Annotated in this window: 17 protein-coding genes; 7 read left to right on the top strand and 10 right to left on the bottom strand. The window is 74.9% G+C overall.

Annotation, left to right across the window (positions count from 1 at the left end; all coding sequences use genetic code 11):
- Window positions 1-107: 107 nt before the first annotated feature.
- The 4 genes from O7604_RS18100 to O7604_RS18085 all read left to right on the top strand — a co-directional run bounded on the left by O7604_RS18100 (window position 108) and on the right by O7604_RS18085 (window position 4,098).
- Window positions 108-1,355 carry a MurT ligase domain-containing protein gene (locus tag O7604_RS18100; RefSeq protein WP_281579979.1) on the top strand — a complete coding sequence of 416 codons (1,248 nt, stop codon included), beginning with the start codon at window positions 108-110 and terminating at the stop codon, window positions 1,353-1,355.
- Complete coding sequence (locus O7604_RS18095; RefSeq protein WP_013287612.1) at window positions 1,345-2,067, top strand: glutamine amidotransferase; 723 nt, start codon at window positions 1,345-1,347, stop codon at window positions 2,065-2,067. The genes O7604_RS18100 and O7604_RS18095 overlap by 11 nt, the downstream gene beginning before the upstream one ends.
- Window positions 2,064-2,783: a VTT domain-containing protein gene (locus O7604_RS18090; RefSeq protein WP_269704890.1), complete on the top strand. Its 720-nt coding sequence runs from the start codon at window positions 2,064-2,066 to the stop codon at window positions 2,781-2,783. The genes O7604_RS18095 and O7604_RS18090 overlap by 4 nt, the downstream gene beginning before the upstream one ends.
- A 118-nt stretch (window positions 2,784-2,901) precedes the next feature.
- Complete coding sequence (locus O7604_RS18085) at window positions 2,902-4,098, top strand: hypothetical protein (RefSeq protein ID WP_281577184.1); 1,197 nt, start codon at window positions 2,902-2,904, stop codon at window positions 4,096-4,098.
- Window positions 4,099-4,172: 74 nt separating this feature from the next.
- On the opposite strand, the gene leuS is transcribed toward O7604_RS18085, so the two are convergent.
- Window positions 4,173-7,013: a leucine--tRNA ligase gene (leuS, locus tag O7604_RS18080; RefSeq protein ID WP_281577183.1), complete on the bottom strand. Its 2,841-nt coding sequence runs from the start codon at window positions 7,011-7,013 to the stop codon at window positions 4,173-4,175.
- Between the two features lie 397 nt (window positions 7,014-7,410).
- Between leuS and O7604_RS18075 the strand changes: the two genes are divergently transcribed.
- Genes O7604_RS18075 through O7604_RS18065 form a run of 3 tightly spaced genes read left to right on the top strand, consistent with a single transcriptional unit; the run spans window position 7,411 to window position 12,245 of the window.
- On the top strand, window positions 7,411-8,466 hold the full coding sequence (locus O7604_RS18075) for a MoxR family ATPase (RefSeq protein ID WP_269704888.1): 1,056 nt from the start codon (window positions 7,411-7,413) through the stop codon (window positions 8,464-8,466).
- 1 nt (window position 8,467) lies between these two features.
- Complete coding sequence (locus tag O7604_RS18070) at window positions 8,468-9,766, top strand: DUF58 domain-containing protein (protein ID WP_269704887.1); 1,299 nt, start codon at window positions 8,468-8,470, stop codon at window positions 9,764-9,766.
- Between the two features lie 16 nt (window positions 9,767-9,782).
- On the top strand, window positions 9,783-12,245 hold the full coding sequence (locus O7604_RS18065; protein ID WP_281577182.1) for a DUF3488 and transglutaminase-like domain-containing protein: 2,463 nt from the start codon (window positions 9,783-9,785) through the stop codon (window positions 12,243-12,245).
- A 685-nt stretch (window positions 12,246-12,930) separates the two neighbouring features.
- On the opposite strand, the gene O7604_RS18060 is transcribed toward O7604_RS18065, so the two are convergent.
- The 9 genes from O7604_RS18060 to O7604_RS18020 all read right to left on the bottom strand — a co-directional run bounded on the left by O7604_RS18060 (window position 12,931) and on the right by O7604_RS18020 (window position 23,724).
- A complete protein-coding gene (locus O7604_RS18060; protein ID WP_128139017.1) occupies window positions 12,931-13,332 on the bottom strand; it encodes a DUF3040 domain-containing protein in 402 nt (133 codons plus the stop codon).
- Between the two features lie 115 nt (window positions 13,333-13,447).
- Complete coding sequence (locus tag O7604_RS18055; RefSeq protein WP_281577181.1) at window positions 13,448-14,707, bottom strand: DNA polymerase IV; 1,260 nt, start codon at window positions 14,705-14,707, stop codon at window positions 13,448-13,450.
- Window positions 14,708-14,893: 186 nt separating this feature from the next.
- Window positions 14,894-16,069 carry a nucleotide pyrophosphatase/phosphodiesterase family protein gene (locus O7604_RS18050; RefSeq protein ID WP_281577180.1) on the bottom strand — a complete coding sequence of 392 codons (1,176 nt, stop codon included), beginning with the start codon at window positions 16,067-16,069 and terminating at the stop codon, window positions 14,894-14,896.
- On the bottom strand, window positions 16,066-16,797 hold the full coding sequence (locus O7604_RS18045; protein ID WP_281577179.1) for a methyltransferase domain-containing protein: 732 nt from the start codon (window positions 16,795-16,797) through the stop codon (window positions 16,066-16,068). Before O7604_RS18045 ends, O7604_RS18050 begins: the two co-directional genes overlap by 4 nt.
- Window positions 16,798-16,828: 31 nt before the next feature.
- Window positions 16,829-17,008 carry a hypothetical protein gene (locus O7604_RS18040; protein WP_269704882.1) on the bottom strand — a complete coding sequence of 60 codons (180 nt, stop codon included), beginning with the start codon at window positions 17,006-17,008 and terminating at the stop codon, window positions 16,829-16,831.
- Window positions 17,009-17,104: 96 nt separating this feature from the next.
- On the bottom strand, window positions 17,105-20,455 hold the full coding sequence (locus O7604_RS18035; protein ID WP_269704881.1) for an error-prone DNA polymerase: 3,351 nt from the start codon (window positions 20,453-20,455) through the stop codon (window positions 17,105-17,107).
- 93 nt (window positions 20,456-20,548) lie between these two features.
- Complete coding sequence (locus tag O7604_RS18030) at window positions 20,549-22,324, bottom strand: DNA polymerase Y family protein (RefSeq protein ID WP_281577178.1); 1,776 nt, start codon at window positions 22,322-22,324, stop codon at window positions 20,549-20,551.
- On the bottom strand, window positions 22,321-23,082 hold the full coding sequence (locus tag O7604_RS18025; protein ID WP_281577177.1) for a hypothetical protein: 762 nt from the start codon (window positions 23,080-23,082) through the stop codon (window positions 22,321-22,323). Before O7604_RS18025 ends, O7604_RS18030 begins: the two co-directional genes overlap by 4 nt.
- Window positions 23,083-23,220: 138 nt before the next feature.
- Window positions 23,221-23,724, bottom strand: a complete 504-nt coding sequence (locus O7604_RS18020) for an SAV_6107 family HEPN domain-containing protein (protein ID WP_269704878.1) — start codon at window positions 23,722-23,724, stop codon at window positions 23,221-23,223.
- Window positions 23,725-24,213: the final 489 nt, after the last annotated feature.

The following is a 24,213-nucleotide window of genomic DNA, read 5'->3' as shown; positions in this document are numbered from 1 at the left end:
CGCGCTCCGGCCGTCCGCCGGGCCCTCCCCGGCCGAACGGTTCGCCCTCGGCCGCGATCTGGCGGAGGTGGTGGTCCGGTAACCTCGCTCGCGTGACGGACGCGAAGATGCCCTTGCGGGCAAAGGTGGCCAGCTCCGTGTCGCGCACCGCCGCGGCGCTGTCGCGGGCTGCGGGCCGTGGCGACGGCTCGGTGATCGGCGGCTGGATCGGCCTCAAGATCGACCCGGACCTGCTCGCCCACCTTTCGGCCGGGCGCGCCATCGCCCTGGTGTCCGGCACCAACGGCAAGACCACCACCACCCGGCTCACCACCGCCGCGGTCGGCGTGCTCGGCCGGGTCGCCACCAACTCCTTCGGCGCGAACATGCCCACCGGCCACACCTCGGCGCTCGCAAAGGCCGGCAGCACCCCGTACGCGGTGCTGGAGGTGGACGAGCACTACCTCGCCCAGGTGCTGGAGGCGACCGAGCCGCACGTGGTGGCGCTGCTCAACCTCTCCCGCGACCAGCTCGACCGCGCCAAGGAGGTCGCCATGATGGCGCAGCTCTGGCGCGCCGCCCTGGTCCGGCACCCGCGGGTACGGGTGGTCGCCAACGCCGACGACCCGATGGTGGTGTGGGCCGCGTGCCCGCCGGCCGACCCGGCCCAGGGCCACGTGCCGCCGCACGTCACCTGGTTCAGCGCCGGGCAGCGCTGGCACGACGACTCCTGGGTCTGCCCCGAGTGCGGCTCCACCATCCAGCGCTCCGGCGAGCAGTGGTGGTGCACCGGCTGCCCGCTGCGCCGCCCCGAGCCGAACTGGACCGTCGAGGACGACGGTGTGCTCGACCCCACCGGCGCCTGGCACAAGATCCAGCTGCAGCTCCCCGGCAAGGTCAACCTCGGCAACGCGGCCACCGCCCTGGCCGTCGCCGCCGAGTTCGGCGTACGCCCGGTGGACGCGGTGTCCCGGCTCGGCACGGTGACCTCGGTGGCCGGCCGCTACGCCCAGGTGGACCGCGACGGGCGCAACATCCGGCTGCTGCTGGCGAAGAACCCGGCGAGCTGGCTGGAGGCGTTCGACATGGCCGACGTCGCGCCGACACTGCTGTCCATCAACGCCCGCGACCCCGACGGGCTGGACACCTCCTGGCTGTTCGACGTGGACTTCTCCCCGCTGAACGGCCGGCAGGTGCTGATCACCGGCGACCGGGCGTACGACCTGGCGGTGCGGCTGGAGGTCAACGGCGTGCCGTTCCAGCACGTCCGCAGCTTCGACGAGGCCGTCCGCGCGGTCCCGCCGGGCCGGCTGGAGGTCATCGCCAACTACACCGCCTTCCAGGACATCCGAGCGGAGCTGGACCGTGTCAACTGAGAGCCTGCGCATCGTCTGGATCTATCCCGACCTGCTGTCCACCTACGGCGACCGGGGCAACGCGCTGATCCTGGCCCGCCGGGCCCAGCTGCGCGGCATGCCGGTCGAGGTGCTGGAGGTCCGCTCCGACCAGCGGCTGCCCGCCACCGCCGACATCTACCTGCTCGGCGGCGGCGAGGACGGCCCGCAGGCGCTCGGCGCCCAGCGCCTGATCGCCGACGGCGGCCTGCACCGGGCGGTGGCCCAGGGTTCGGTGGTGTTCGGCGTCTGCGCCGGCTACCAGCTGCTCGGCACCTCCTTCTTCGCCAAGGGCACCCGGTGCGCCGGCCTGGAGCTGCTCGACCTCTCCTCCGACCGCGGCCCCACCCGGGCCGTCGGCGAGCTGGCCGGCGAGGTCGACCCGCGGCTGGGCATCCCGCACCTGTCCGGGTTCGAGAACCACGGCGGCCGTACCCACCTCGGCCCGGGCGTGTCCCCGCTGGCCCGCGTCACCACCGGCGTCGGCAACGACGGCGCCACCGAGGGCGCGTGGCGGGGCAAGCTGCTCGGCACCTACTCGCACGGGCCGGCGCTGGCGCGCAACCCCGACCTGGCGGACCTGCTGCTGCGCTGGGCGACCGGCATCCATCAGCTCCCGCCGCTCGACGACACCTGGGCCGACCGCCTCCGCTCCGAGCGCCGCACCGCGGTGGCCGCCGCACCGAGGCCGTGACCGACGCCGCCCGGCCGGGGCGGCGACCGGTGGCCCGCCGGCTCGCCGGGTTGCTGCGGCAGCCCTCGGCGCGCCGGTTCGGGCTGCTTCTCCTGCTGCTCGCCGGGTTCGGCGTGACGCTGCTGCTGGTGCCCCGGCCGGACCCGGCCGACCTGCCCCGGCTCGCCGACTCGCTCGGCGGCTACGGCCCGCCCGCCGCCGTGGTCGGCGGCGCGCTGCTGCTGGTGGCGCTGGTGCCGCGGACGTTCGTCACGCTGGCCGCGGGCGCGATCTTCGGCCCGGTGCAGGGCGCCGCGTACGCGCTCGGCGCGGCGTTGCTGGCGGCGGCCATCGGATTCACTGTGGGCCGGGTGCTCGGCCGCGACTTCGTCGCCGAGCGGGTACGGGGCCGGCTGGCCCGCCTCGACGGCTGGTTCGCCCGGCAGAGCGTCTTCGGCGTGATCACCGTACGGCTGCTGCCGATCGCCGGGTTCGGGCTGGTCAGCTACGGCTACGGCACCACCGCCGCCCGGGTGGCGCCGTTCCTGGCCGGCAGCGTGATCGCCTCCGCCCCCACCGCGATCGGCTACGCGGCGATCGGCGCGGCGGTGACCACGCCCGGTTCGATCAACTGGTACGCGGCCGCGCCGGCCAGCCTCGGCCTGATCGCCAGCGTGCTGATCATCCACCGCTGGTGGCGGGCCGAACGGCGCCGGTCTGCCGGACCGGCCGGCTGACCCGGCGGCGAAGGCGCACGAGCACGCGGAGGAGCTCCGGACCGGCCCGGTAACGACCGCACGACGATCCCGCCCGCCGGGCACCGCGCGGCACCGGCGCTCCCTAGCATTCGCGAGCATGAGGCCCTCGTCCCGAGCCCGCGTCCGGAGCGCCGCCGTCCTCGCTCCGGTCCTCGCGGCGGCGCTGCTCGCCGCCTGCACTCCGGGAGACCCGACGGCCGCCCCGGTCACCGAGGGAACGCCGTCGACGCAGGTGACCGCCCCGCCGCGTGCCGACTTCTGCCTGGTCACCGTGCCGCAGAGCTGGCAGGACGCGGTCCGGGACAGCCGGCTGCCGAAGGAGCCCGGGGAGAGGTGGTCAGGGTTCGCCCCGGCACCGGACGGCCGCTCCGCGTTCGCCACCGTGCAGCGCGACGGTCTCCCGATGCTGCTGGTCAAGCAGGAGAAGAACGGCGACCGACGGGTCGTGGCCACCATGCCGGACCTGTTCACCTTCCTGCTGTGGGGCGACTTCGACGGGCGCTGGCTGGTCTACGCGCGCACCGACCTGTCCCGTGCGGCGCCGCACGGGGAAGGAAGCGCCGAGCTCTTCGTCTGGGACGCGGAGACCGGGGCCGAGCCACGGCAGGTCGCGAACGCCGGGCAGAGGGCCGTCCCGTTCCTGTTGCAGGACGGGAAGCTCGCCGTGACCCGGATCCTCGACAAGGACCGGGCCGAGCTGACCCTGCACGACCTGGCGGCCGGAACGGTCCGCGCTGTGGCGACCGGACAGGTGAGCGCTGTCGGGTTCCGCGGCGCCGACCTGATCTGGTTCGACAGGGCCACGGGCCGCCTGAACGCGATCGGCCCGGACGGGACGGCGGGCCCTCCGGCACCGCCGGCCCTGGGACCGGGCACCCCGGTGGACATGACCACGGACGGCCGCACCACGGCCTGGGTGTCCCGGGACGAGCGCGACCTGACCGTCTGGCGGCCGGGCTGGACGGCACCCGTGCGGGTCCTGCGGGTCACCCCTCCCCCGCCGGCCACGCCGTCGCTGCCGCCCGGCGCCAGGCCACCGATCGACGACCCGTTCCACCGGATCGCCGGACCCACCGCCGTCGGCGATCTGGTGCTCTTCGACTACCACGAGGGCTGGTACGTGGCCGACCTGCGCAGCGGCTCGTACGTCCGGCTGACCGCGGACCACGCCCACGCGGTGGTCTCGGGCTCGGCGCTGCTGATGGACCCGGACGACAACGAGGTCCCCCCGGAGCGGCACGCCTACTCGCTGCTTCGCCTGGACCGGCTGCCGCCGCTGCCGGCGTGCCCGTGACGGACCACGGGGAGCCGCCGGCGGGTTGAGGCGCGCCCCGCGTACGGGACGCGCCTCCGGCACACGGCCGCCGGTCAGGCGACCACGGACACCATCCGGCCCTTCACCACGATGACCTTGCGCGGCTCCTTGCCGGCCAGCGCGCCCGTGACCGCCTCCAGCGCCGCCGCGCGGACGGTCTCCTCGGACGCGTCGGCCGGCACCTCGATTCGGCCCCGGACCTTGCCGTTGACCTGCACCGGGTAGGTGACCGACTCGGCCACCAGCAGAGCCGGGTCGGCGACCGGGAAGTCCGCGTACGCCAGGGAGGTCTCGTGGCCCAGCTTGCGCCACAGTTCCTCGGCCATGTGCGGGGCGAACGGGGCCACCATCAGCACCAGCGGCTCGGCCACCTCGCGCGGCGTACGCGCCAGCCGGGTCAGGCCGTTGGTCAGCTCGATCAGCTTGGCGATGGCGGTGTTGAAGCGGATCCCGTCCATGTCGGCGCGGACCCCGTCGATCGTCTTGTGCAGCAGCCGCCGGGTCGCCTCGTCGGCCGGTTCGTCGGTGATCCGCAGCTCGCCGGTCTGCTCGTCGACGACGCTACGCCAGACCCGCTGCAGGAACCGGTACGAGCCGACCACGGCCCGGGTGTCCCACGGGCGGGACACCTCCAGCGGGCCCATCGACATCTCGTACACCCGGAACGTGTCCGCGCCGTACGCCGCGCACATGTCGTCGGGGGTGACGACGTTCTTCAGCGACTTGCCCATCTTGCCGTACTCGCGCCGGACCTCGGTCTCGCCGTGGAACCAGCGGCCGTCGACCTCGACGACCTCCTCGGCGGGCACGTACGCGCCGCGCGAGTCGACGAACGCGTACGCCTGGATCATGCCCTGGTTGAACAGGCGGCGGAACGGCTCGAACGACGAGACGTGGCCCAGGTCGTACAGCACCTTGTGCCAGAAGCGGGCGTACAGCAGGTGCAGCACGGCGTGCTCGGCGCCGCCGACGTACAGGTCGGTGCCACCGCAGTCCCCCGGACGCTGCGGCCCCATCCAGTACGCCTCGTTCTCCGGGTCGGCGAAGCGCTGCGAGTCGGTCGGGTCCAGGTAGCGCAGCTCGTACCAGCAGGAGCCGGCCCACTGCGGCATCACGTTGGTCTCACGGGTGTAGCGCTTGGGCCCGTCGCCCAGGTCCAGCTCCACCTCCACCCAGTCGCGCCGCCGCGACAGCGGGGTCTCCGGATCGCTGTCGGCGTCCTCCGGGTCGAACGTCTTCGGCGAGAAGTCCTCCACCTCGGGCAGCTCGACCGGCAGCATCGACTCGGGCAGCGCGATCGGCGCGCCGGTCTCGTCGTACACGATCGGGAACGGCTCGCCCCAGTAGCGCTGCCGGGAGAACAGCCAGTCGCGCAGCCGCCAGGTGACCGCGCCGGCGCCGTGTCCGTTGGCCTCCAGCCACTCGATGATGCGCGCCTTCGCGTCGGCCACGCCCAGGCCGTCCAGGTCGATGCCGCGATCCGGCGCGGCGCTGTTGATCGCCGGACCGTCCCCGGTGTACGCCTTGCCGTCGAAGCCCTCCGGCGGCTGCACGGTCCGTACGATCGGCAGCTCGAAGACCTCGGCGAAGGCCCAGTCCCGCTCGTCCTGGGCGGGTACCGCCATGATCGCGCCGGTGCCGTACCCGGCCAGCACGTAGTCGGCGATGAAGATCGGGATCTGCCCGCCGGTCACCGGGTTGGTGGCGTAGGCGCCGACGAAGACGCCGGTCTTCTCCTTGCTGTCCGCCTGCCGCTCCACGTCCGTCTTGGCCGAGGCGGCCTTCCGGTACGCCTCGACGGCCTCACGCGGGCCGGCGTGCCCGCCGGTCCAGGCGTCCTTCGTGCCCTCCGGCCAGGCGGCCGGCGTCAGCACGTCGACCAGCTCGTGCTCGGGCGCCAGCACCATGTAGGTGGCGCCGAAGACGGTGTCCGGCCGGGTCGTGAACACCCGCACCGGGGCCGCGTCGGTCGGGAAGTCGATGTGCGCGCCGGTCGACCGGCCGATCCAGTTGCGCTGCTGCAGCTTGATCGGCTCGGGCCAGTCCAGTGTGTCCAGATCCTCCAGCAGCCGGTCCCCGTACGCGGTGATCCGCATCATCCACTGCTTCAGGTTGCGCTTGAAGACCGGGAAGTTGCCGCGCTCGGAGCGGCCGTCGGCGGTGACCTCCTCGTTGGCCACCACGGTGCCCAGGCCCGGGCACCAGTTCACCGGCGCTTCCGAGACGTACGCCAGCCGGTGGTCGTCGACGACGCGCCGCCGCTCCCCCACGGACAGCTCGGCCCACGGACGCCCGTCGGGGGTGGCACGGGTGCCGCCCTCGAACTCGGCGATCAGCTCGGCGATCGGCCGGGCCTTGCGCGCGTCCGCGTCGTACCAGGAGTTGAAGATCTGCAGGAAGATCCACTGGGTCCAGCGGTAGAAGTCGGTGTCGATGGTCGCCACCGAACGCCGCTCGTCGTGGCCCAGCCCCAGCCGGCGCAGCTGCGCCTTGAACCGCTCGATGTTGGCCTCGGTGGTGGTCCGGGGGTGGGTGCCGGTCTGCACCGCGTACTGCTCGGCGGGCAGGCCGAACGCGTCGAAGCCCATCGCGTGCAGCACGTTGCGCCCGGCCATCCGCTGGTAGCGGGCGTAGCAGTCGGTGCCGATGTAGCCCAGCGGGTGGCCGACGTGCAGGCCGGCGCCGGACGGGTACGGGAACATGTCCAGCACGTACAGCTTCTCGGCGCCCGCCCGCGGGTGGCCGGGGTCGGCCAGCGGACCGGCCGGGTTCGGCGCCTGGAAGGTGCCCTCCCGCGCCCAGGTGTCCTGCCAGCGGTGCTCGATCTCGTCGGCCAGGGCGGCGGTGTACCGGAACGGGGGGATGTCGGTCGCCGGTGCGGCTGCCTCACTCATGGCGTCTCCTCGGCGCGGAACGATTCGAAAAAATTGTGGGCGGTCTGCTGCGGGCACAAAAAAGCCCCTCGCGCAGGAGGGGCGGCCGTGCTGTCGCGCGTTCAGCGCATCAACACGGCTCGGTAAGAAGCAGGAAGAACCCGGCCATGCAGGCAGTGTACCTCGCACCCCTCGGCGGCGGCGCGCCCGTTCCACCCTCGGCGGCCGGTCCCCCGGTCCGGCGAATATTCCGGGCGTAACCGACCGACCACCTGCGGGAGTCGGCAGTAACGACAAACATGGTTAGCCTGAGAGGCCAGTGAGATTACTGCGGCAGACGTGGCTCGGCGTCGCGAACCCAACGGCGGGTCCAGGTGCTCTATAAAGAGCTGCCGTCCAGGCGACGAGGAGGAGGCCCGTGACACAACAGACCTGGGACGAGGTGGGCGGTCTGCTGCCGCACGACGAGTTCCGCGCCGCCAGCGAGGCCATCGTGGCCAACATCGAGCAGGTCATCGAGGGCAAGACCGCCACCGTCCGGCTCGCCCTGGCGGTGCTGCTGGCCGAGGGCCACCTGCTCATCGAGGACGTGCCCGGCGTCGGCAAGACCAAGCTCGCCAAGGCGATGGCCCGGTCCATCGACTGCTCGGTCCGGCGGATCCAGTTCACCCCCGACCTGCTTCCCAGCGACGTCACCGGCGTCAGCGTCTACAACCAGGAGACGCACGACTTCGAGTTCCGCCCCGGCGCGGTCTTCGCCAACCTGGTCGTCGGCGACGAGATCAACCGGGCCTCGCCGAAGACCCAGTCGGCGCTGCTGGAGTGCATGGAGGAGCGGCAGGTCACCGTCGACGGGGTCACCTACCAGTTGCAGACGCCGTTCATGGTGATCGCGACGCAGAACCCGATCGAGATGGAGGGCACCTACCCGCTGCCCGAGGCGCAGCGCGACCGGTTCACCGCCCGCATCGCCATGGGCTACCCGGACCCGCGCGCCGAGCTGGCCATGCTCGACGGGCACGGCGCCACCGACCCGCTGCCGGGGCTGCGGCCCGTCTCCGACGCGGCCACCGTCCGCCGGCTGATCGGTCACGTCCGGCAGGTGCACGTCGCCGACGCCGTCAAGCAGTACGCGATCGACCTGGTCACCGCCACCCGGGAGGCGCCCGACCTGCGCCTGGGCGCGTCCCCGCGGGCCACGCTCCAGCTGCTGCGCACCGCCCGCGCGGTGGCCGCCCTGGAGGGCCGCGACTACGTGCTGCCCGACGACCTGCAGGTGCTCGCGGTGCCGGTGCTGGCGCACCGGATCATCCCCACCGCCGACGCGCAGCTGGCCCGGCGCACCACCGACGCGATCGTCTCCGAGCTGGTGCACCGCCTGCCGCTCCCGCACGACCGGCAGCGCTCCCCGTACGACACCCGGCCCGGCGGCGCGAACAACGGCCGCGGGCCGTACGAGCCGCGGAGGCCGTGAGGTGCGCGACGGCCTGCGTGGGCTGACCACCCGCGGCCGCTCCTTCCTGGCGGCCGCGGTGGCCGCCGCGATCTCCGCCGGCATCCTCGGCGAGAAGGACCTGCTCCGGGTGGCGGTCCTGCTCGCCGTGCTGCCGCTGCTGGCCGCCGCGTACGTCGGGCGCAGCCGATACAAGCTGGCCTGCAACCGGTCACTGGAGCCGCACCGGGTGCCGGTCGGCGCCAGTTCCCGGGTGGTGCTGCGGTTGCAGAACCTGTCCCGGCTGCCCACCGGCACGCTGCTGCTGGAGGACCGCCTGCCGTACGCGCTGGGCAGCCGGCCCCGGGTGGTGCTGGAGCGGCTCGGCGCGCACCAGGCCAGCTCCGTGGCGTACACGGTCCGCGCGGACGTGCGCGGCCGCTACGAGGTGGGCCCGCTGGTGATCCGGCTGACCGACCCGTTCGGGCTGTGCGAGCTGACCCGGTCGTTCCCCAGCACCGACCACCTCACGGTGATCCCGCAGGTCACCCCGCTGCCGTCGGTGCGGCTTCCCGGCGAGTACGCCGGCAGCGGCGACAGCCGGGCCCGCTCGGTGGCGGTGCACGGCGAGGACGACGCCGCCACCCGGGAGTACCGGATGGGTGACGACCTGCGCCGGGTGCACTGGAAGTCCACCGCCCGCACCGGCGAGCTGATGGTGCGCCGCGAGGAGCAGCCGTGGGAGAGCCGCGCCACGGTGGTGCTCGACACCCGCGCCGGCGGGCACCGGGGCGAGGGCCCGACTGCGAGCTTCGAGTGGGCGGTGTCGGCGGCCGCCAGCATCGCCGTGCACCTGCGCGAGGCCGGCTACAAGCTGCGGCTGGTCACCGGCAACGGCGCCGATGTCGGTGCCACCGAGGCAGGCGGTGAGGGACTGCTTCTCGACCACCTCGCCGACGTTCACCTGGACCGGCGCGGTGAGATCACCACGCTGGTGCAGCAGGTCCGGCAACGGGCCGACGGCGGCCTGATCATCGCGCTGCTCGGCACGCTCGGCACCGCCGAGGCGGAACTGCTGGCCGGGTTGCGCGGCAACGGCGCCACCTGCGTGGCGTTCCTGCTCGACAGCAACACCTGGCTCAACCTGCCGCCGAACGCCCGGGCCGAGGCGGAGCGGGCACACGGCGCCGCCGCGCTCACGCTGCTGCAGAGCGGCTGGCGGGTCATCGGGGTGGAGCACGGCACCCGGCTGCCGATGCTGTGGCCGCAGGCCGGACGGGGCTCGCAGGGCTTCGCGCTGCGGGCGGCCATGGCCGAGACGGTGGCCGGCGGACGACGATGACCGGAGGGATGGTCCTGTGACCCCGCACCGCAACATCGGCTTCGTCGCCGCGGCGGCGACGCTGCTGGCGGCGGCCCCGCTGTCGGCGATCTTCGAGCGCTGGACCTGGCTGATCCAGGCCGCCGTCGTGGTCGCCGTGGTGGCCGGCTCGGCCGCGCTGAGCCGTCTCGGCCGGCTACCGCTGTGGGGGCAGGTGCTGGCCATGCTGGCCGGGCTGACCCTGGGCCTGACCTGGGTCTTCCCCGGCGGCACCGAACTGCTCGCGTTCGTGCCGACCCCGGCGACGTTCGGCCACTTCGGCGACCTGCTCCAGGCGTCGCTGCAGGACATGCGCTCGTACGGCGTACAGGTGCCGGACGTCGACTCGCTGCTGTTCCTCGCGGTGCTCGGCATCGGCGCGGTGGCGGTGGTGGTGGACGTGCTCGCGGTCGGGCTGCGCCGGCCCGCGCTGGCCGGCCTGCCGATGCTCGCCATCTACTCGGTGCCGGTCGCGGTGTACGTGGACAGCGTCCCGGCCACCCCGTTCGTGGTGGGTGCTGCCGGTTACCTCTGGCTGCTGGTCACCGACAACGTCGACCGGGTACGCCGGTTCGGCCGCCGGTTCACCGGCGAGGGCCGCGACGTCGACGTCTGGGAGGCGTCCCCGCTCGCCGCGGCCGGACGGCGGCTCGCGGTGGTCGGTGTGATCGCCGCGGTGGCGCTGCCGCTGGCAGTGCCCGGGATGACCGGCGGGCTGCTGAACAACGTCGGCGCCGGGCCCGGCGAGGGCAACGGGCGGCCGGGCCAGGGCGGCAGCTCCGGCCGGGTCGACCTGTTCGCGGCGCTCAGCGGTCAGCTCAACCAGAGCGAGGAAGTCGATCTGGTCAAGGTCAGCACCAACGAGACGGCCCCGTTCTACCTGCGCCTGGGCGTGGTGGACGACCTGCGGCCGAGCGGCTTCCAGGCGCGGGTGCCGACCGGGAAGTCGATCTCCCGTTCGCTGTCCGACCCGGTCGACAACGCCCCGCGCGGCGTCGACCGGCAGCGCTACCGCGCCACCGTCGAGGTGACGAAGAACCTGAACATGCCGTTGCTGCCGGTCTACACCGAGCCGGTCAAGGCCGACGACCTCAACGGCAACTGGCTGTACGACGAGAGCCAGCAGGTCATCTTCTCCAAGCGGGACACCGCCCGCGGCAAGAACTACTCGTTCGACTACGTCCGGTCCACCTACAGTCCGGCGGCGCTGCGCGCGGCCCGGTCACTGCCCTCGGACAGCCCGCTGATGCGCCAGCAGACCGAGCGGCCGTCCGTCCCGGCCGTCGAGGAACTGGTCGCGGAACTGGTCAAGGGCAAGTCGAACGACTACGACAAGGTCCGGGCGATCTACGACTACTTCTCCGTGGAGAACGGCTTCACCTACGCGCTGTCCACCCGTAACGGCAGCAGCGGGGAGGACATCACCGACTTCCTCGCCACCAAGGTCGGCTACTGCCAGCAGTACGCCGCGGCGATGGCCTGGCTGGTCCGGGCCGCCGGGATCCCGGCCCGGGTGGCGGTCGGGTTCACCAACGGCAGCAAGGCCGACAGCGGCACGTACGTGCTGACCAACCGCAACCTGCACGCCTGGACCGAAGTCAACTTCAACGGGATCGGCTGGGTGCCGTTCGACGCCACCCCGGCGGCGGCCGTGACGGGCTCGGTCCGTTCGGCCTGGGCGCCGGACGTCGACGCCCCCGAGGAGGTCACCCCCTCGGCCGGCAGCACCACCGCTCCCGACGCGGCCGGCCCGTCGGCCGGGCCGAACGAGGCCGACCGGCTCGACAAGGACACCGACCAGGGCCTGACGCTGGACCAGGGCGCGCCCGCCGAGGAGAGCCCCGTCTGGCCGTGGTGGCTGGCTGGTGCGCTGGCGCTGCTGGCGCTGCTCGCCGTACCGGCCCTGCGCCGCTCCGCCCTGCGCCGCCGTCGCGTCCGGACCGTCACACCCGCGGCCACCGCGCTGCCGGTGCCGGGCCAGCGCGGCGAGACGCGGGAGGTCGTGGTCGGCGTGGACGCCGAGGCGGCCCGCGCCGACGCGCACGCCGCCTGGGACGAGCTGCTCGACACGCTCGTCGACTTCCACGTCCGGGTGGACCGCACGGAGACCCCGCGCGCGACCGCCGAGCGGCTGGCCCGGGAGGCGCTCGCCGAGAAGGGCGACGCCGCGACCGGGGTACGCCTGCTCGGCCGCGCCGAGGAACGCGCCCGCTACGCGCGTGACCCGCTGACCGACGCGGAGTTGCAGCCGGCGCTGCGCACGGTCCGGGGCGCGCTGGCGGCCGGCGCGGACCGCCGTACCCGCCTGCTGGCCGCGCTGCTGCCCCCGTCGGTGCTGCAACGCTGGCGTACCGCCCTGGCCGAACGGTCGGCGAGGGCGGTGACCACGAGCGGTCAGATCCGGCAGCGGATGACGCGCTGGAGCCCGCGCCGCCTCCTGGCCGGCCGCCCCGCCCGCTGACCCCCCTTCCCCACCCTCCCCGCCCCGCCCCGTCCCCTCCCGCCCGGCCCCCGGCGGTGATCAAGGAGTTTGTGTCCACATCCAGCCCCGCTGAGGACACAAACTCCTTGATCACCGCTTCTGGCCGGAGCGCACGAGATCTTGGTGCGAAATGGCCCTCGTGAGGGCGCTTTCGTACCAAGATCTACGACGGCTCCCGCGATACGCGGCGCATGGGCTGATGAGGCGGGCCGGCCGAGCAGGCCCCCTTGCCTCGGCGATCTTGCGGTTTGTGCCCGGGTGAACGGGACATTCGGGGCACCGCTCGGGCCGAAAGTGCAAGATCGCGCGGGAGAGCGGGAGAGCGGGCGGGCGGGGCGGAGGGCGGGGGCTGATGGGCCTCGAGGAGGCGCTCGCGGGGCGCCGAGGCTCGGGCGCGAACCGCGACCCGGCCCGGCGGTGCACATGTTTGCGTGCGGGCAACCCGGGGCGCCGCGTGGCGAATGAGGCGCGTAGAGGGGGACGGACCGCGGGGGGCGCGCCTAGGGGCGGGGCGGTGGGATCGATCGTGGGCATGGCTGAGCGCGCGCCCTCGCCCTCGCCCTCGCCGCCACAACACCCCGGCAGCAAGTAGCGCCGGCGGCGCTCGCCGGCCTGTTACGGAGGCGCCGCCGGTTTCCCGCCCCTGGTCAGGGGCGGGGCGCGGTCAGCGGTGGCCCTCCGGGCGCTGCCGCCAGCGGTCCTCCATCCGGTCGAGGAAGGAGCCCCGGCGACCACCACCACTGCGGCCACGGGGACGACGCCGGCTCGTTGTGCCGCCGACCACGTGCAGGTCGGGCGACTGGGATCGGCGGTGCGACTGCACCGCGTAGCCCAACGAGGCCAGCATGACGACGAAACCCGCCACGGCCACCGCGGGAATCTTGATCACGGCACCGTAGATCAACAGGGCCAGACCAGCGACGACCACGCCGGCAGCGACGAGCACGCGACGCCGCGCGTGGAAACGCGGGTCGCTGGCGCGCACGGCCGAGGCGAACTTGGGGTCCTCGGCAAGCGACCGCTCGATCTGCTCGAACAGCCGCTGCTCGTGCTCCGAGAGCGGCACGGCACTCCTCCCCGGTCACGTTGGTCGGCCCGGGCGGGCCGACAGACCGTGGCAGCCAACCGGCTGCTTACCCGCAAGTCTACGAGGGCCCCCGCGCGTCGGAAAGCGGGACGACCTACGGCCGGGTCGGTTTTTCGACTTGTCGTGTATCACGACGGCCGAGAAGACTGGCCGGACCTATGACGGACCGCCCGAATCGGGCGGCCGCCGCGTCGGCCGCCGCCTCCGCCTCACGCCAGCCGCGCTCGGGCGCACCGAGGGTGAGCTGCTGCGGGGTCTCCCCGGCGGGGGCGAGACCTTCCATCCGGACACCGACCAGCCGAACCGGCTCGCCGGGGGCGAGCGCGACCCAGAGCGCCCAGGCCGTGTCGAACATCTCCCGGGCGGTGTCGGTGGGCACGGCGAGCGTGCGGGAGCGGCTGATCGTCCGGAAGTCGGCGAAGCGGACCTTGAGCGACACCGTACGGCCCACCTGCCCGGCCGCGCGCAGCCGGGAACCGGCCTTGTCGGCGAGCGCGAGCAGGGACCGCCGGATCTCGGCCGGGTCGGTCACGTCGGTGTCGAACGTGACCTCCGCGCCGATCGACTTCTCCACCTGCTCGGGTGTGACCCCGCGCGGGTCACGCCCCCAGGCCAGCTCGTGCAGGTGGGCGGCGGACGCATCGCCCACGGCCCGGCGCAGCAGGCCGGCCGGCGCCTCGGCGAGGTCGCGCACGGTGCGCAGGCCGAGGCGGCGCAACGCGTCCGCGGAGCGCTCCCCCACGCCCCACAGGGCGGACACCGGCAGCGGGTGCAGAAAGTCCAGCACCCGGGCGGCCGGGACCACGAGCAGCCCGTCGGGCTTGGCCCGGGTGGAGCCGAGCTTGGCCACGAACTTGCTCGGCCCCACGCCCACCGAACAGGTCAGCTGTTGCTCCTCGGCGACCCGGCGGCGGATCAGCGCGGCGATGTCGGCGGGCCGGCCGAACAGCCGTCGGGCGCCCGCCACGTCGAGGAACGCCTCGTCCAGCGAGAGCGGCTCGACCAGCGGGGTGACGTCCCGGAAGATCCGCATCACCGCCCGCGACGCCTCGGTGTAGGCGGCGAAGTCGGGCGGGAGGTAGACGGCGCCGGGGCACAGGGCCCGGGCGCGGGCGGTGGGCATCGCGCTGCGGACGCCGTACCGCCGGGCCTCGTAGCTGGCGGAGCTGACCACGCCGCGCGGGCCGACGCCGCCCACCACCACCGGCCGGCCGCGCAGCTCGGGGCGGCGGCGCACCTCCACGGAGGCGTAGAACGCGTCCATGTCGACGTGCAGGATGGTGCAGCCGGTGTCGTCGGCGTCCGGCCCGAAGCGCGGGTCACCGCCTCGGGGCAACGACTGGCTGCGGCCCATGCCAGCAGGCTAGCCCGCCGGTCCGACAACCCCACCGCCCAGCCCGCGGCGACGCCACCGGCCCCGGACCAGTCGCGGGCCGGCGGTCACCGCCCACCGGCCCCGGACGAGGCGGGTCCGACCAGGGGCGCGGCGCGGAGGCAGGGCCGACCGGGGCCGCGGCGCGGAGGCAGGGGCGAACCGGGGTCAGCCCCGGACCACCAGCAGCGGGACTGTCATCTCGGCGGCGGTGTCCGCGCCGTGGTACGCCACCAGCCGCGACGCCATCGGCGGTTCGGAACGGGTCGCGACCACGGCGTACGTGTCCCGGCACACCACCACCACGTCGCCGATCCGCCTCAGGTGTGCCTCGGGCACCGGCCCGAACCAGCCGGTCGCCACCGCCTCGGCCCGGGTCAGCACCTGCGCGGCCGGGCCCAGCACCTCGGTCCAGACGGCCACCACGTCGGCCTCGGCGCCCGGCTCGACGTGCAGGTAGCGGACCCGGGGCTCGCCGGCGACCACCCGTACCCCGGTTCGCAGCCGGGGGTCGGTGTCCAGGTCGATCCGGTGCCCGGCGGGCACGTCGAGCTGGCCGTGGTCGGCGGTGACCAGCAGTGCGGCGTCCGGCGGCAGCCCGTCGACGAGCCGGGCCAGCAGCGCGTCCACATCGGTGGCGGCGGTCCGCCAGGGCGCGGAGTCGACGCCGCTGAGGTGCCCGTGCCGGTCCAGGTCGGGGTGGTAGCCGGAGACGAGTGCGGGGCCGTCACCGGCGGCGAGCGCCGCCAGCATCCGGGCGGCGAGCGCGTCCACGCCGGCCGCGCCCCGGTAGTCGCCGCCCCGGTTGGCGGCGAGGGTCAGGCCGCTGCCGGTGAACTCGGGGCGGCTGACCACAGTCACCGCGACGCCGGCGGCGCGGGCCCGCTGGTACCAGGTGGGCACCGGCTGCCAGCTCGCCGGGTCCGGGTCACCGGTCCAGTCGATGTGGTTGAGCACCCGGTCGGTGCCGGGCACCCGGACCGTGAAGCCGAGCACGCCGTGGGCGCCCGACGGGGTGCCGGTGCCGAGGCTGACCAGGCTGGTCGGGGTGGTGGACGGGAAGCCGGTGGTGAGCGGCCGGCCGGCGGTGGCGGCCAGGCCGGCGAGCGTCGGGGCGTACGGGGCGGCGGTGGGGATCTGGTACCAGCCGAGGCCGTCGACGAGCAGCACCGCGATCCGGCGTACCCCGGCCAGGCGCGGGGTCAGGCCGAGCCGGTCGGCCGCGCCCGGTACGCCGAGCAGCGCCAGCGCGCTGGGCAGCACATCGGTCAGGGCGCCGCCGTCGTAGCGGGGCGCCACCCGGTCCAGCGGGCCGGGCGCCGGATCGGGAACCGGGCCGGTCATGCCGGGCGGCGGGCGAACAGGTGCAGCTGGGCGGCGAGATCGCGGTACGGGGACCGAGCTGCCAGCGCGCGCTCCAGCTCCACCAGGGCCGCCTGCTGCCCGTCGGCCACCGCGGCCGGGAGCAGGTCGGCGAGCACCCGTACCCCGTGGATCTCCTCCACGACGAGGCCGGCGGCGGTGAGCAGCGCGGTCGCGTCGGTGGCGTCGTAGCGGCGGCGCAGCGTGTCCCGGCCGCCTGTGGTGCCGCGCGGGTCGGCGGCGAGCGCGGCGGCGGCGTCCAGTTGCCCGTTCATCGCCCGGCCGAACACGGCGGCGGCCCGGCCGGCGACGAGCACGCTCGCGGCGCCGCCCGGTCGCAACGCGGTGACCAGCGCGGACATCACCGGTTCCGGGTCGTCGACCACCTCGAGGACGGAGTGGCAGAGCACCAGGTCCACGGTGGCCGGTTCGACGAGCCCGGTGAGCGCGTCGGCGTCGCCCTGCGTCGCGCGTACCCGATCGGCGACCCCGGCCTCGGCGGCCCGGCGGGTCAGCGCGGCGAGCGCGTCGGGGCTGGCGTCGACGACGGTGACCCGGTGACCGGCCTCGGCGAGCGGGACGGCGAAGCCGCCGGTCCCGCCGCCGACGTCGAGCACGGAGAGTCGTTCGCCGGCCCGCCGGTCCAGCTCGGCCCGGAGCACCGACCAGATGACGGCGGTGCGGGGGGTGAGGGTTCGGATCTGCTCCACGGGCCGAGCCTAGTCACCCCCCGGCCCGGGTTCAGGACTCGCCGCCGCCGGCGGGGTCGTCCTCGGCGCGGGAGCGCTGGTCGTTCGCCACCGGGCCGTCGGTCACCTGGTATTCCCGCGGCTCGGCCTCGTGGGTGGGCGCCCAGTCGGCGCCGAGGCGGGTCCGTCGGACGTTGGCTACGCCACCGGCGTACGTGCGGTGAAAGGTCATCTGTTCATCCCCCATACCCCGGGTGGGCCACTCTGCCCACCCGCGTCGGGAGTCTCCCGCCTCCGGCTCACGGAAACCGTAATGTGGATCACTCCATCAACGGAAATCCCTGGATGCCGGTGTGACGGGGGGCTCGATCGCGTCCAGCCGGTCCGCGGTGAGGTTCGTGACGCCCTCGTGCCGCTGCAGCCGGCCCCGCACCACAAGTGCTCCACTGGTGCGGGCGACTCGACGGTATCTCTGCCACAACCCCGGGGAGCAAGTGACATTGAGCATCCCGGTCTCGTCCTCCAGGTTGATGAACGTGACGCCACCGGCGGTCGCCGGGCGCTGCCGGTGGGTGACGATCCCGCCGACCCGGATCCGCTGCCCGGGCGGCACCTGGCCGAGCCGGGCGATCGGCACCGCGCCCAGCTCGTCGAGGCGATCCCGGATGAACCGGGCCGGATGGCTCTCCGGGGACAGGCCGGTGGCCCAGACGTCGGCGACCAGGCGGTCCACCGCGGCCATGCCGGGCAGGGTCGGCGGGTCCGCGCCGGTCACCGTGCCTGGTAGCCGGCCGGGCCGGTCCTGGGCCGCCGCGCCGGCGGCCCAGAGGGCCTGCCGCCGGGTCAGCCCGAAACAGGCGAACGCGTCGGCGGTGGCCAGTGCCTCCAGCTGCGCGGCGGTGAGACCGACGCGGCGGGCCAGGTCCGGCATGTCCCGGTACGCCCCGTGCGCGGCGCGTTCCGCCTCGATCCGCTCGGCCACGTCCTCGCCGAGGGTACGGACGCTGCCCAGCCCGAGCCGTACCGCCGGGCCGCCCAGCCCCCAGGCGTGCGGCGGCTCGCCCGGCACGCTGCCCCACCGGGTCTGCGGGGTGGACTCCAGCACCGCCTTGGCGCCGCTGGCGTTGATGTCCGGCCGGCGCACCTCCACGCCGTGCCGGCGGGCGTCGTCGGTGAGCGTCTGCGGCGAGTAGAAGCCCATCGGCTGGGCGTTGAGCAGCGCGGCCAGGAACGGGCCCGGGTGGTAGCGCTTGAGCCACGAGCTGGCGTACACCAGGTAGGCGAAGCTCATCGCGTGGCTCTCCGGGAAGCCGTAGCTGGCGAACGCGGTGAGCTTGCGGTAGACGTCGTCGGCCAGCTCGCCGGTGATGCCCCGCTCGGCCATCCCGGCGTAGAGCCGGTCGGCGATCTGCGCCATCCGCTCCACCGACCGCTTCGCCCCCATGGCCCGGCGCAGCTGGTCGGCGCCGGCCGCGTCGAACCCGGCCAGGTCGATGGCGAGCTGCATGAGCTGCTCCTGGAACAGCGGCACGCCGAGCGTCTTCTCCAGCGCGTTGCGCATCAGCGGGTGCGCGTACGTCACCGGCTCCTGGCCGTTCTTGCGCCGGATGTACGGGTGCACCGAGCCGCCCTGGATCGGACCGGGCCGGATCAGCGCCACCTCCACCACCAGGTCGTAGAACTCGCGGGGCTTGAGCCGCGGCAGCGTGGCCATCTGGGCGCGGCTCTCCACCTGGAACACGCCCACCGAGTCGGCCCGGCAGAGCATGTCGTAGACCTCGGGGTCGTCCAGCGTCATGTCGCCCAGGTCGAGGCGGGAGCCGATCAGGTCGTAGCCGTAGTGCAGCGCCGAGAGCATGCCGAGGCCGAGCAGGTCGAACTTGACCAGGCCGACGGCCGCGCAGTCGTCCTTGTCCCACTGGAGCACGCTGCGGCCGGGCATCCGGCCCCACTCCACCGGGCACACCTCGATCACCGGCCGGTCGCAGATCACCATGCCGCCGGAGTGGATGCCCAGGTGCCGGGGGAACGTCTGCAGCTCGTTGGCGTACGCGACCACCTGCTCGGGGATGTCCGCCACGTCGACCGCGGCGACCGAGCCCCACCTGTCGATCTGCTTGCTCCAGGCGTCCTGCTGGCCGGGCGAGAAACCGAACGCCTTGGCGACGTCGCGCACCGCCGACCGGGGCCGGTACGAGATGACGTTGGCGACCTGGGCGGTGTGCTCCCGGCCGTAGCGGGCGTAGACGTGCTGGATCACCTCCTCCCGGCGGTCGGACTCGATGTCCACGTCGATGTCGGGCGGGCCGTCGCGTTCGGGGGCGAGGAACCGTTCGAACAGCAGCCGGTGCCGGACCGCGTCCACGTTGGTGATGCGCAGCGCGTAGCAGACCGCCGAGTTGGCCGCCGAGCCCCGGCCCTGGCAGTAGATGTCCTGCGCGCGGCAGAACGCGACGATGTCGTAGACCACCAGGAAGTAGCCGGGGAACCCGAGGTCTTCGATCATCCGCAGTTCGTGTTCCAGTTGCGCGTACGCCTCCGGGTGCGCCTCGGGCGGGCCGTAGCGCTCCCGGGCGCCGTCCATGGTCAGCCGGCGCAGCCAGCTCATCTCGGTGTGCCCGGGCGGCACCGGGTACGCGGGCAGCTTCGGCGCCACGAGCTGCAGGTCGAAGGCGAGTTCCGCGCCGTACTCGGCGGCCCGCGCCACCGCGCCCGGGTACGCGGCGAACCGCGCCGCCATCTCCGCGCCGCTGCGCAGGTGGGCGGTGGCCGCGGCGGGCAGCCAGCCGTCGATCTCGTCGAGGCTGCGCCGGGCCCGGACCGCCGCGACTGTGGTGGCCAGCCGCCGCCGGCCCGGGGTGGCGTAGTGCACGTTGTTCGTGGCCACAGTGGGCAGCCCGGCCGCGGCGGCCAGGTCGGCGAGCGCGTCGTTGCGGTCGGCGTCGATCGGATGGCCGTGGTCGGTCAGCTCCACCGCCACCGTCTCCGCGCCGAACAACGCGGTGAGCCGGTCCAGCTCCCGGGCCGCCGCGTCGACGCCCTCGGTGAGCAGCGCCGCGGGCACGTGCCCCTTGCGGCAGCCGGTGAGCACCAGCACGTGGTCGCGCAGCTCGGCGGCGATCTCCTCCAGCTCGCCGTAGACCGGGCGGCCCTTCTCCCCGCCGCGCAGCTGGGCCCGGGAGATGGTGGCGGCCAGGCGCGCGTACCCCTCGTGGCCGTGCGCCAGCACCAGCAGATGCCGGCCGAGCGGGTCGGGTTCGCCGTTCTGCGGGCCGGGCAGCCCGAGCGACAGTTCCGCGCCGAAGATCGTCGGCAGCCGCAGCGCGCGGGCCGCCTCGGCGAAGCGCACCACACCGTAGAAGCCGTCGTGGTCGGTGACGGCGAGCGCGGTCAGGCCGAGCCGGGCCGCCTCCTCGGCCAGTTCCTCCGGGTGGCTGGCGCCGTCGAGGAAGCTGAAGTTGGAGTGCGCGTGCAGCTCCGCGTACGGCACCACGCCGTCCGGGCGGGCCAGCTCCGGCGGCCGGTACTCCTGGCGCTTGCGGCTCCAGGCCGGGGAGTCGCCGCCGTCGGCGTCGACCGCGAGCGGGTCGACCACGTGCAGGTGCCGCTCGCCCTTGGCCCGCCCGGAGAGCACCTGCTCCAGCTTGGACCACGGCATCTTCGGGTTGTGGAAGCTCACCGACGCCCGCCTCGCCCCGCACCCGGCCGCCCGAGATCTTGGTACGAAACGGCCCCCGGAGGGGCGCTTTCCTTCCAAGATCTTCCCCGGCGCTCAGTCATAGATCGCCTCCACCAGCCACTGCCCGCCCTCGACCGCGAGCAACAGGGCGGCGCCGTCGGCCAGGCACACCTGGAACCGGGCCCGGCGGCGCGCCTCGGCCGGCGCCCACCAGCGCTCGTCCACCGGCCACGGACCGGCCCACCCGGTGATCTCGGCCGGGCGGCCGTCGCCGACGGTGAGCCGGGCCGGCGCCGCGCTGACCGCCAGCCGGGCACTCACCACGACCGGCTCCCCGGCGGCGTCACGCACGTCGGCCGGCAACGGGGTGGGCAGCACCACGGCCGGCGACGGCGGCGGAATCCGCCCCGGCCACGGCGGCTCGGCCACCGTCCGGCCCCGCCGGGTCCGCCGCCCGGTCCGCATCCCGGCATCGGGTACGGCGACCGGGGCGGACGCGGCACCCGGAGCGGCCCCGACGACCGGGACGAGTGACGCCGCCGGAGACGACGGCCCGGCCGGGACCGGAGCCCGGGACGGCGACGCGGCCGGGGACGCCGGAACCGGGGACGCTGCGGCGGGTGGCAGGGGTGGCGGGCCGGGACGCGCGGGCACCCGTTCGTCGCCCCACGGCACCAGGCGCACCTGGTCGGCCGGGGAACGCCCGCCGCCGAGCACGGCGGTGACCACCGCCTCGGGGCCGAGGATGCCCTGTACCCGGCTCAGCGCGCGGTGCGCCCGCTCCCGCTCCTCGCCGGTCTCCCCCCACAGCCCGGGTTGCAGGCCCGACTGGGCGAGCACCCCGTCCGGCACCAGTCGCAACCGGACGATTCCGGCGGTGGGGTGGGCCGGACGTGTCCCGCCCCGGCCGTTGCTGCCGGAGAGCCAGCCGTCGAGCTGCCAACGGACCCGGTCGGCGATGGCCGCTGCGGTGAGCAGGCCGTCGTGCCGCCAGACCCGGTGCAGTTCCTGGCCGTGTGCGGTGACCGCCTCGATGCCGAGGCGGGTGCAGGCCAGCCCGTACCCGGCCAGCCGTTCGTGCAGCCGCTCGGCGAGCGTGCGGGCGGCGAACGCGGCGGCGTCGACCCGGTCGACCGGCTCGTCGTAGTCGGCGGTGACGGTGAGGTCGGCGGGCGGCTGCCGGACCGCCAGCGGGCGGTCGTCCCGGCCACCGGCGAGCCGGTGCGCCAGCGCCCCGTCGAAACCGAACCGGGCCAGCACGTCCCCGGCGGGCAGCGCCGCGAACTCGCCGAGGGTACGCACGCCGAGCCGGCGCAGCAGGTCGGCCAGCGCGGGCCGGCCGAGCGCCTCGACCGGCCGGGCGGCCAGGAACTCGCGGGTGCCGCCGGGGGTCACGATCCGGCCCTCCCGGGCGGCCAGCCCGGCCGCGAACACCCCGTCGGCGATGCCGACCTGGCTCTCCACCGCGCAACTCTGCGCGACGTGCTCCACGATCCGCTCGGCTGCCGCCTCCTCACCGCCGAGGTAGCGGCTCGGCCCCCGGGCCGCCGTCGCGCAGGCGCCGGGCCGGATCACCTCGACGCCGGCGACCACCTCCTCCACGGCGGCCACCACCGGCTCGAACGCCCGCACGTCCCGGCCGGGGTCGTGGTCGACCACCGTCAGGTGCGGGCAGCGCCCCTGCGCCTCGCGGCGGCGCAGCCCGCGCCGGATCCCCTCGGCGCGGGCCCGCTCGGAGCAGGCGATCACCCGGTTGGCGTGCAGCACCACGACCGGGTCGGTGGCGGGCACCCCGTCGACGATCTCGGCGGCCAGGACCGGCCAGTCCGGGCACCAGAGCAGCAGCGTCCGCTGCGGTACGCCGCTCACGCCGGCCCGGCCGCGGTGAGCGTACGGGCGGGTGGGGCCACCACACGCAGCCGCCGCGACGGCGCGGCGGACGGTGCGCCGAGCCCGGCCGAGCGGGGGATCACCCGGGTCAGCTCGTCGCCGGGCAGCCACACCTTGATCTCCTTGGGGCGGGCGGCGGCGCCCCGCCCCCGGGCCGACACTGTGACCTCGCGGCGGCGCAGCCGCCCGCGGCCGGGGCCGAGCCCCTGCCAGACGCCCCGGACCACCTGGAGCGTGACGTCCGCGCCGTCCCACCTGCCGTACGGGACGAGCACGCTTCCACGCTGCCGGGCCCGGGCGGCCAGCCGGGTGGCGACCGAGGCGGAGACGGTGGCCGGCACGGCGGTGACCACCACGTCGACCCCGTCGATGAGCGCGGCGACCACTGTGGGCCACTCCGGCCCGGGGTCGGGCACCAGGGCCAGCCGGTCCAGGGCGATGCCCGCCTCGGCCGCCGCGCCGGCCCCGAAGGTGGGTACGCCGACCACCGCGCACCACGAGCCGGCCCGGGACGCCTCGGCGAGCAGCGCGAGGATCAGCGAGGTGGCGCCGCTGCGCCGGGGCTGGCCGGCGCCGACCGCGACGGTGCTGCCGCGCCGCAGGCCGCGGTTGGGCAGCAGCCCGGTCAGCTCGGCCCGCACGGGCAGCACCCGGTGGCCACCGGCCGGGTCGGGCGCGCTCGCCGGCCGGACCAGATCCGCCAGAGCGGCGGAACCGACCACCATGCGGCCCGCCATCGGACCAACCCCCCGTCGTGTTTCGCCACGGGCCCGCCCGTGGATGGTGCTGTGGATCGTGTCGTGCGCGGCACGCGTGTGCCGTGGTGCGGCGCCCGGCCACCCGGGGTCCCGCCGGTGGTGGCCGGGCGCCACGAATCAGGCGGCGGCTGCTCCCGGGCGGGGCGGGGAGCCGGAGGCGCCGAGCCGCAGCGGTCGGGGCAGGCCGTCGAGCGCCGGCTGGTGCGCCAGGCCGAGTGCGGTCTCCACCACCGTCACGAACTCCTCGGCGGCGCGCAGCAGGTCGTCGGCCTCCCGGGCGGTGACCACGCGGGGGATGCCGGCCTCGGCGGCGGCCCGCTTGCTCGCGCCGGCGGCGAAGTAGGCGGCCCACTCGTCCAACTCGGGGGCGATGGTGGCGAGCAGCACCCAGACACTGGTGATCCGGTGCCGCTTGGTGGGCGCGGGGCGGGCCCGGGCGGCGAGCACGGCGGCGGCGGCGCGCAGCGCCGCGAGGTGGGCGGCGGCGTACCGGAGGCCGTCGGGACGGGTGCGGGATGCCTCGGCCAGCCCGTCGCGGGCCACCGCGAGCAACTGGGCGGGGGTGCGGTGCGGCAGCACGTGCGCGGGCACCGTGGGCGCCTGGGCCGGACTGGTCGGCATGGGTCTCTCCTCCGCGTGTGGCCGGGGCGGGCGGTCGCGCGACGGGGAACGTCGCCCGGTCGCCCGGAGCGGTCGGTGCGGAGGAAGACGCACCTTGCAGGGTGGCGGCCGGCCGGATGTGGACGCTTCCCCACACCCACACCCGGCCGGCGTGCCGGCGGGTCCGTCGTCCGCCGCCCGGGGGTCGTGGGCGGCGGACGACGACCTGCCTGACGGGCCCGGACTCGCGACTGTCCGAGACCCGGTGCGGCCCGCGGTGCCGCACCTCCCGGAAGCCGGTGCCGCGAAACACCGCTTCCGGAGCGTTCGACGAGTGCGCGACCGGCTCGGATCAGGCCGGGCCAGCCGGGGAGCTGAGCCGTTGCCGTTCGGACTGGGCCGAACTTCGGGCCGATCGAACCTCGAGCCGGAATCGAACACTCGTTCTAACTACCCTGACAGTACACCTCCCCACCGACGAAAACGCAACGTGTGACGCGCCGGGGACGC

The sequence above is a fragment of the Micromonospora sp. WMMA1947 genome, assembly GCF_027497355.1.
In the GTDB taxonomy this organism is placed as follows: domain Bacteria; phylum Actinomycetota; class Actinomycetes; order Mycobacteriales; family Micromonosporaceae; genus Micromonospora.
The sequence above is the reverse complement of the archived record's forward strand: the minus strand, read 5'-3'. Positions and strand labels throughout refer to the sequence as shown.

What these genes read in the sequence shown, in the direction of transcription:
- O7604_RS18100 (WP_281579979.1), top strand. Translation starts at nt 108, where the DNA reads ATGCCCTTGCGGGCAAAGGTGGCCAGCTCCGTGTCGCGCACCGCCGCG.
- O7604_RS18085 (WP_281577184.1), top strand. Translation starts at nt 2,902, where the DNA reads ATGAGGCCCTCGTCCCGAGCCCGCGTCCGGAGCGCCGCCGTCCTCGCT.
- leuS (WP_281577183.1), bottom strand. Translation starts at nt 7,013, where the DNA reads ATGAGTGAGGCAGCCGCACCGGCGACCGACATCCCCCCGTTCCGGTAC.
- O7604_RS18055 (WP_281577181.1), bottom strand. Translation starts at nt 14,707, where the DNA reads ATGGGCCGCAGCCAGTCGTTGCCCCGAGGCGGTGACCCGCGCTTCGGG.
- O7604_RS18050 (WP_281577180.1), bottom strand. Translation starts at nt 16,069, where the DNA reads ATGACCGGCCCGGTTCCCGATCCGGCGCCCGGCCCGCTGGACCGGGTG.
- O7604_RS18040 (WP_269704882.1), bottom strand. Translation starts at nt 17,008, where the DNA reads ATGACCTTTCACCGCACGTACGCCGGTGGCGTAGCCAACGTCCGACGG.
- O7604_RS18025 (WP_281577177.1), bottom strand. Translation starts at nt 23,082, where the DNA reads ATGGCGGGCCGCATGGTGGTCGGTTCCGCCGCTCTGGCGGATCTGGTC.
- O7604_RS18020 (WP_269704878.1), bottom strand. Translation starts at nt 23,724, where the DNA reads ATGCCGACCAGTCCGGCCCAGGCGCCCACGGTGCCCGCGCACGTGCTG.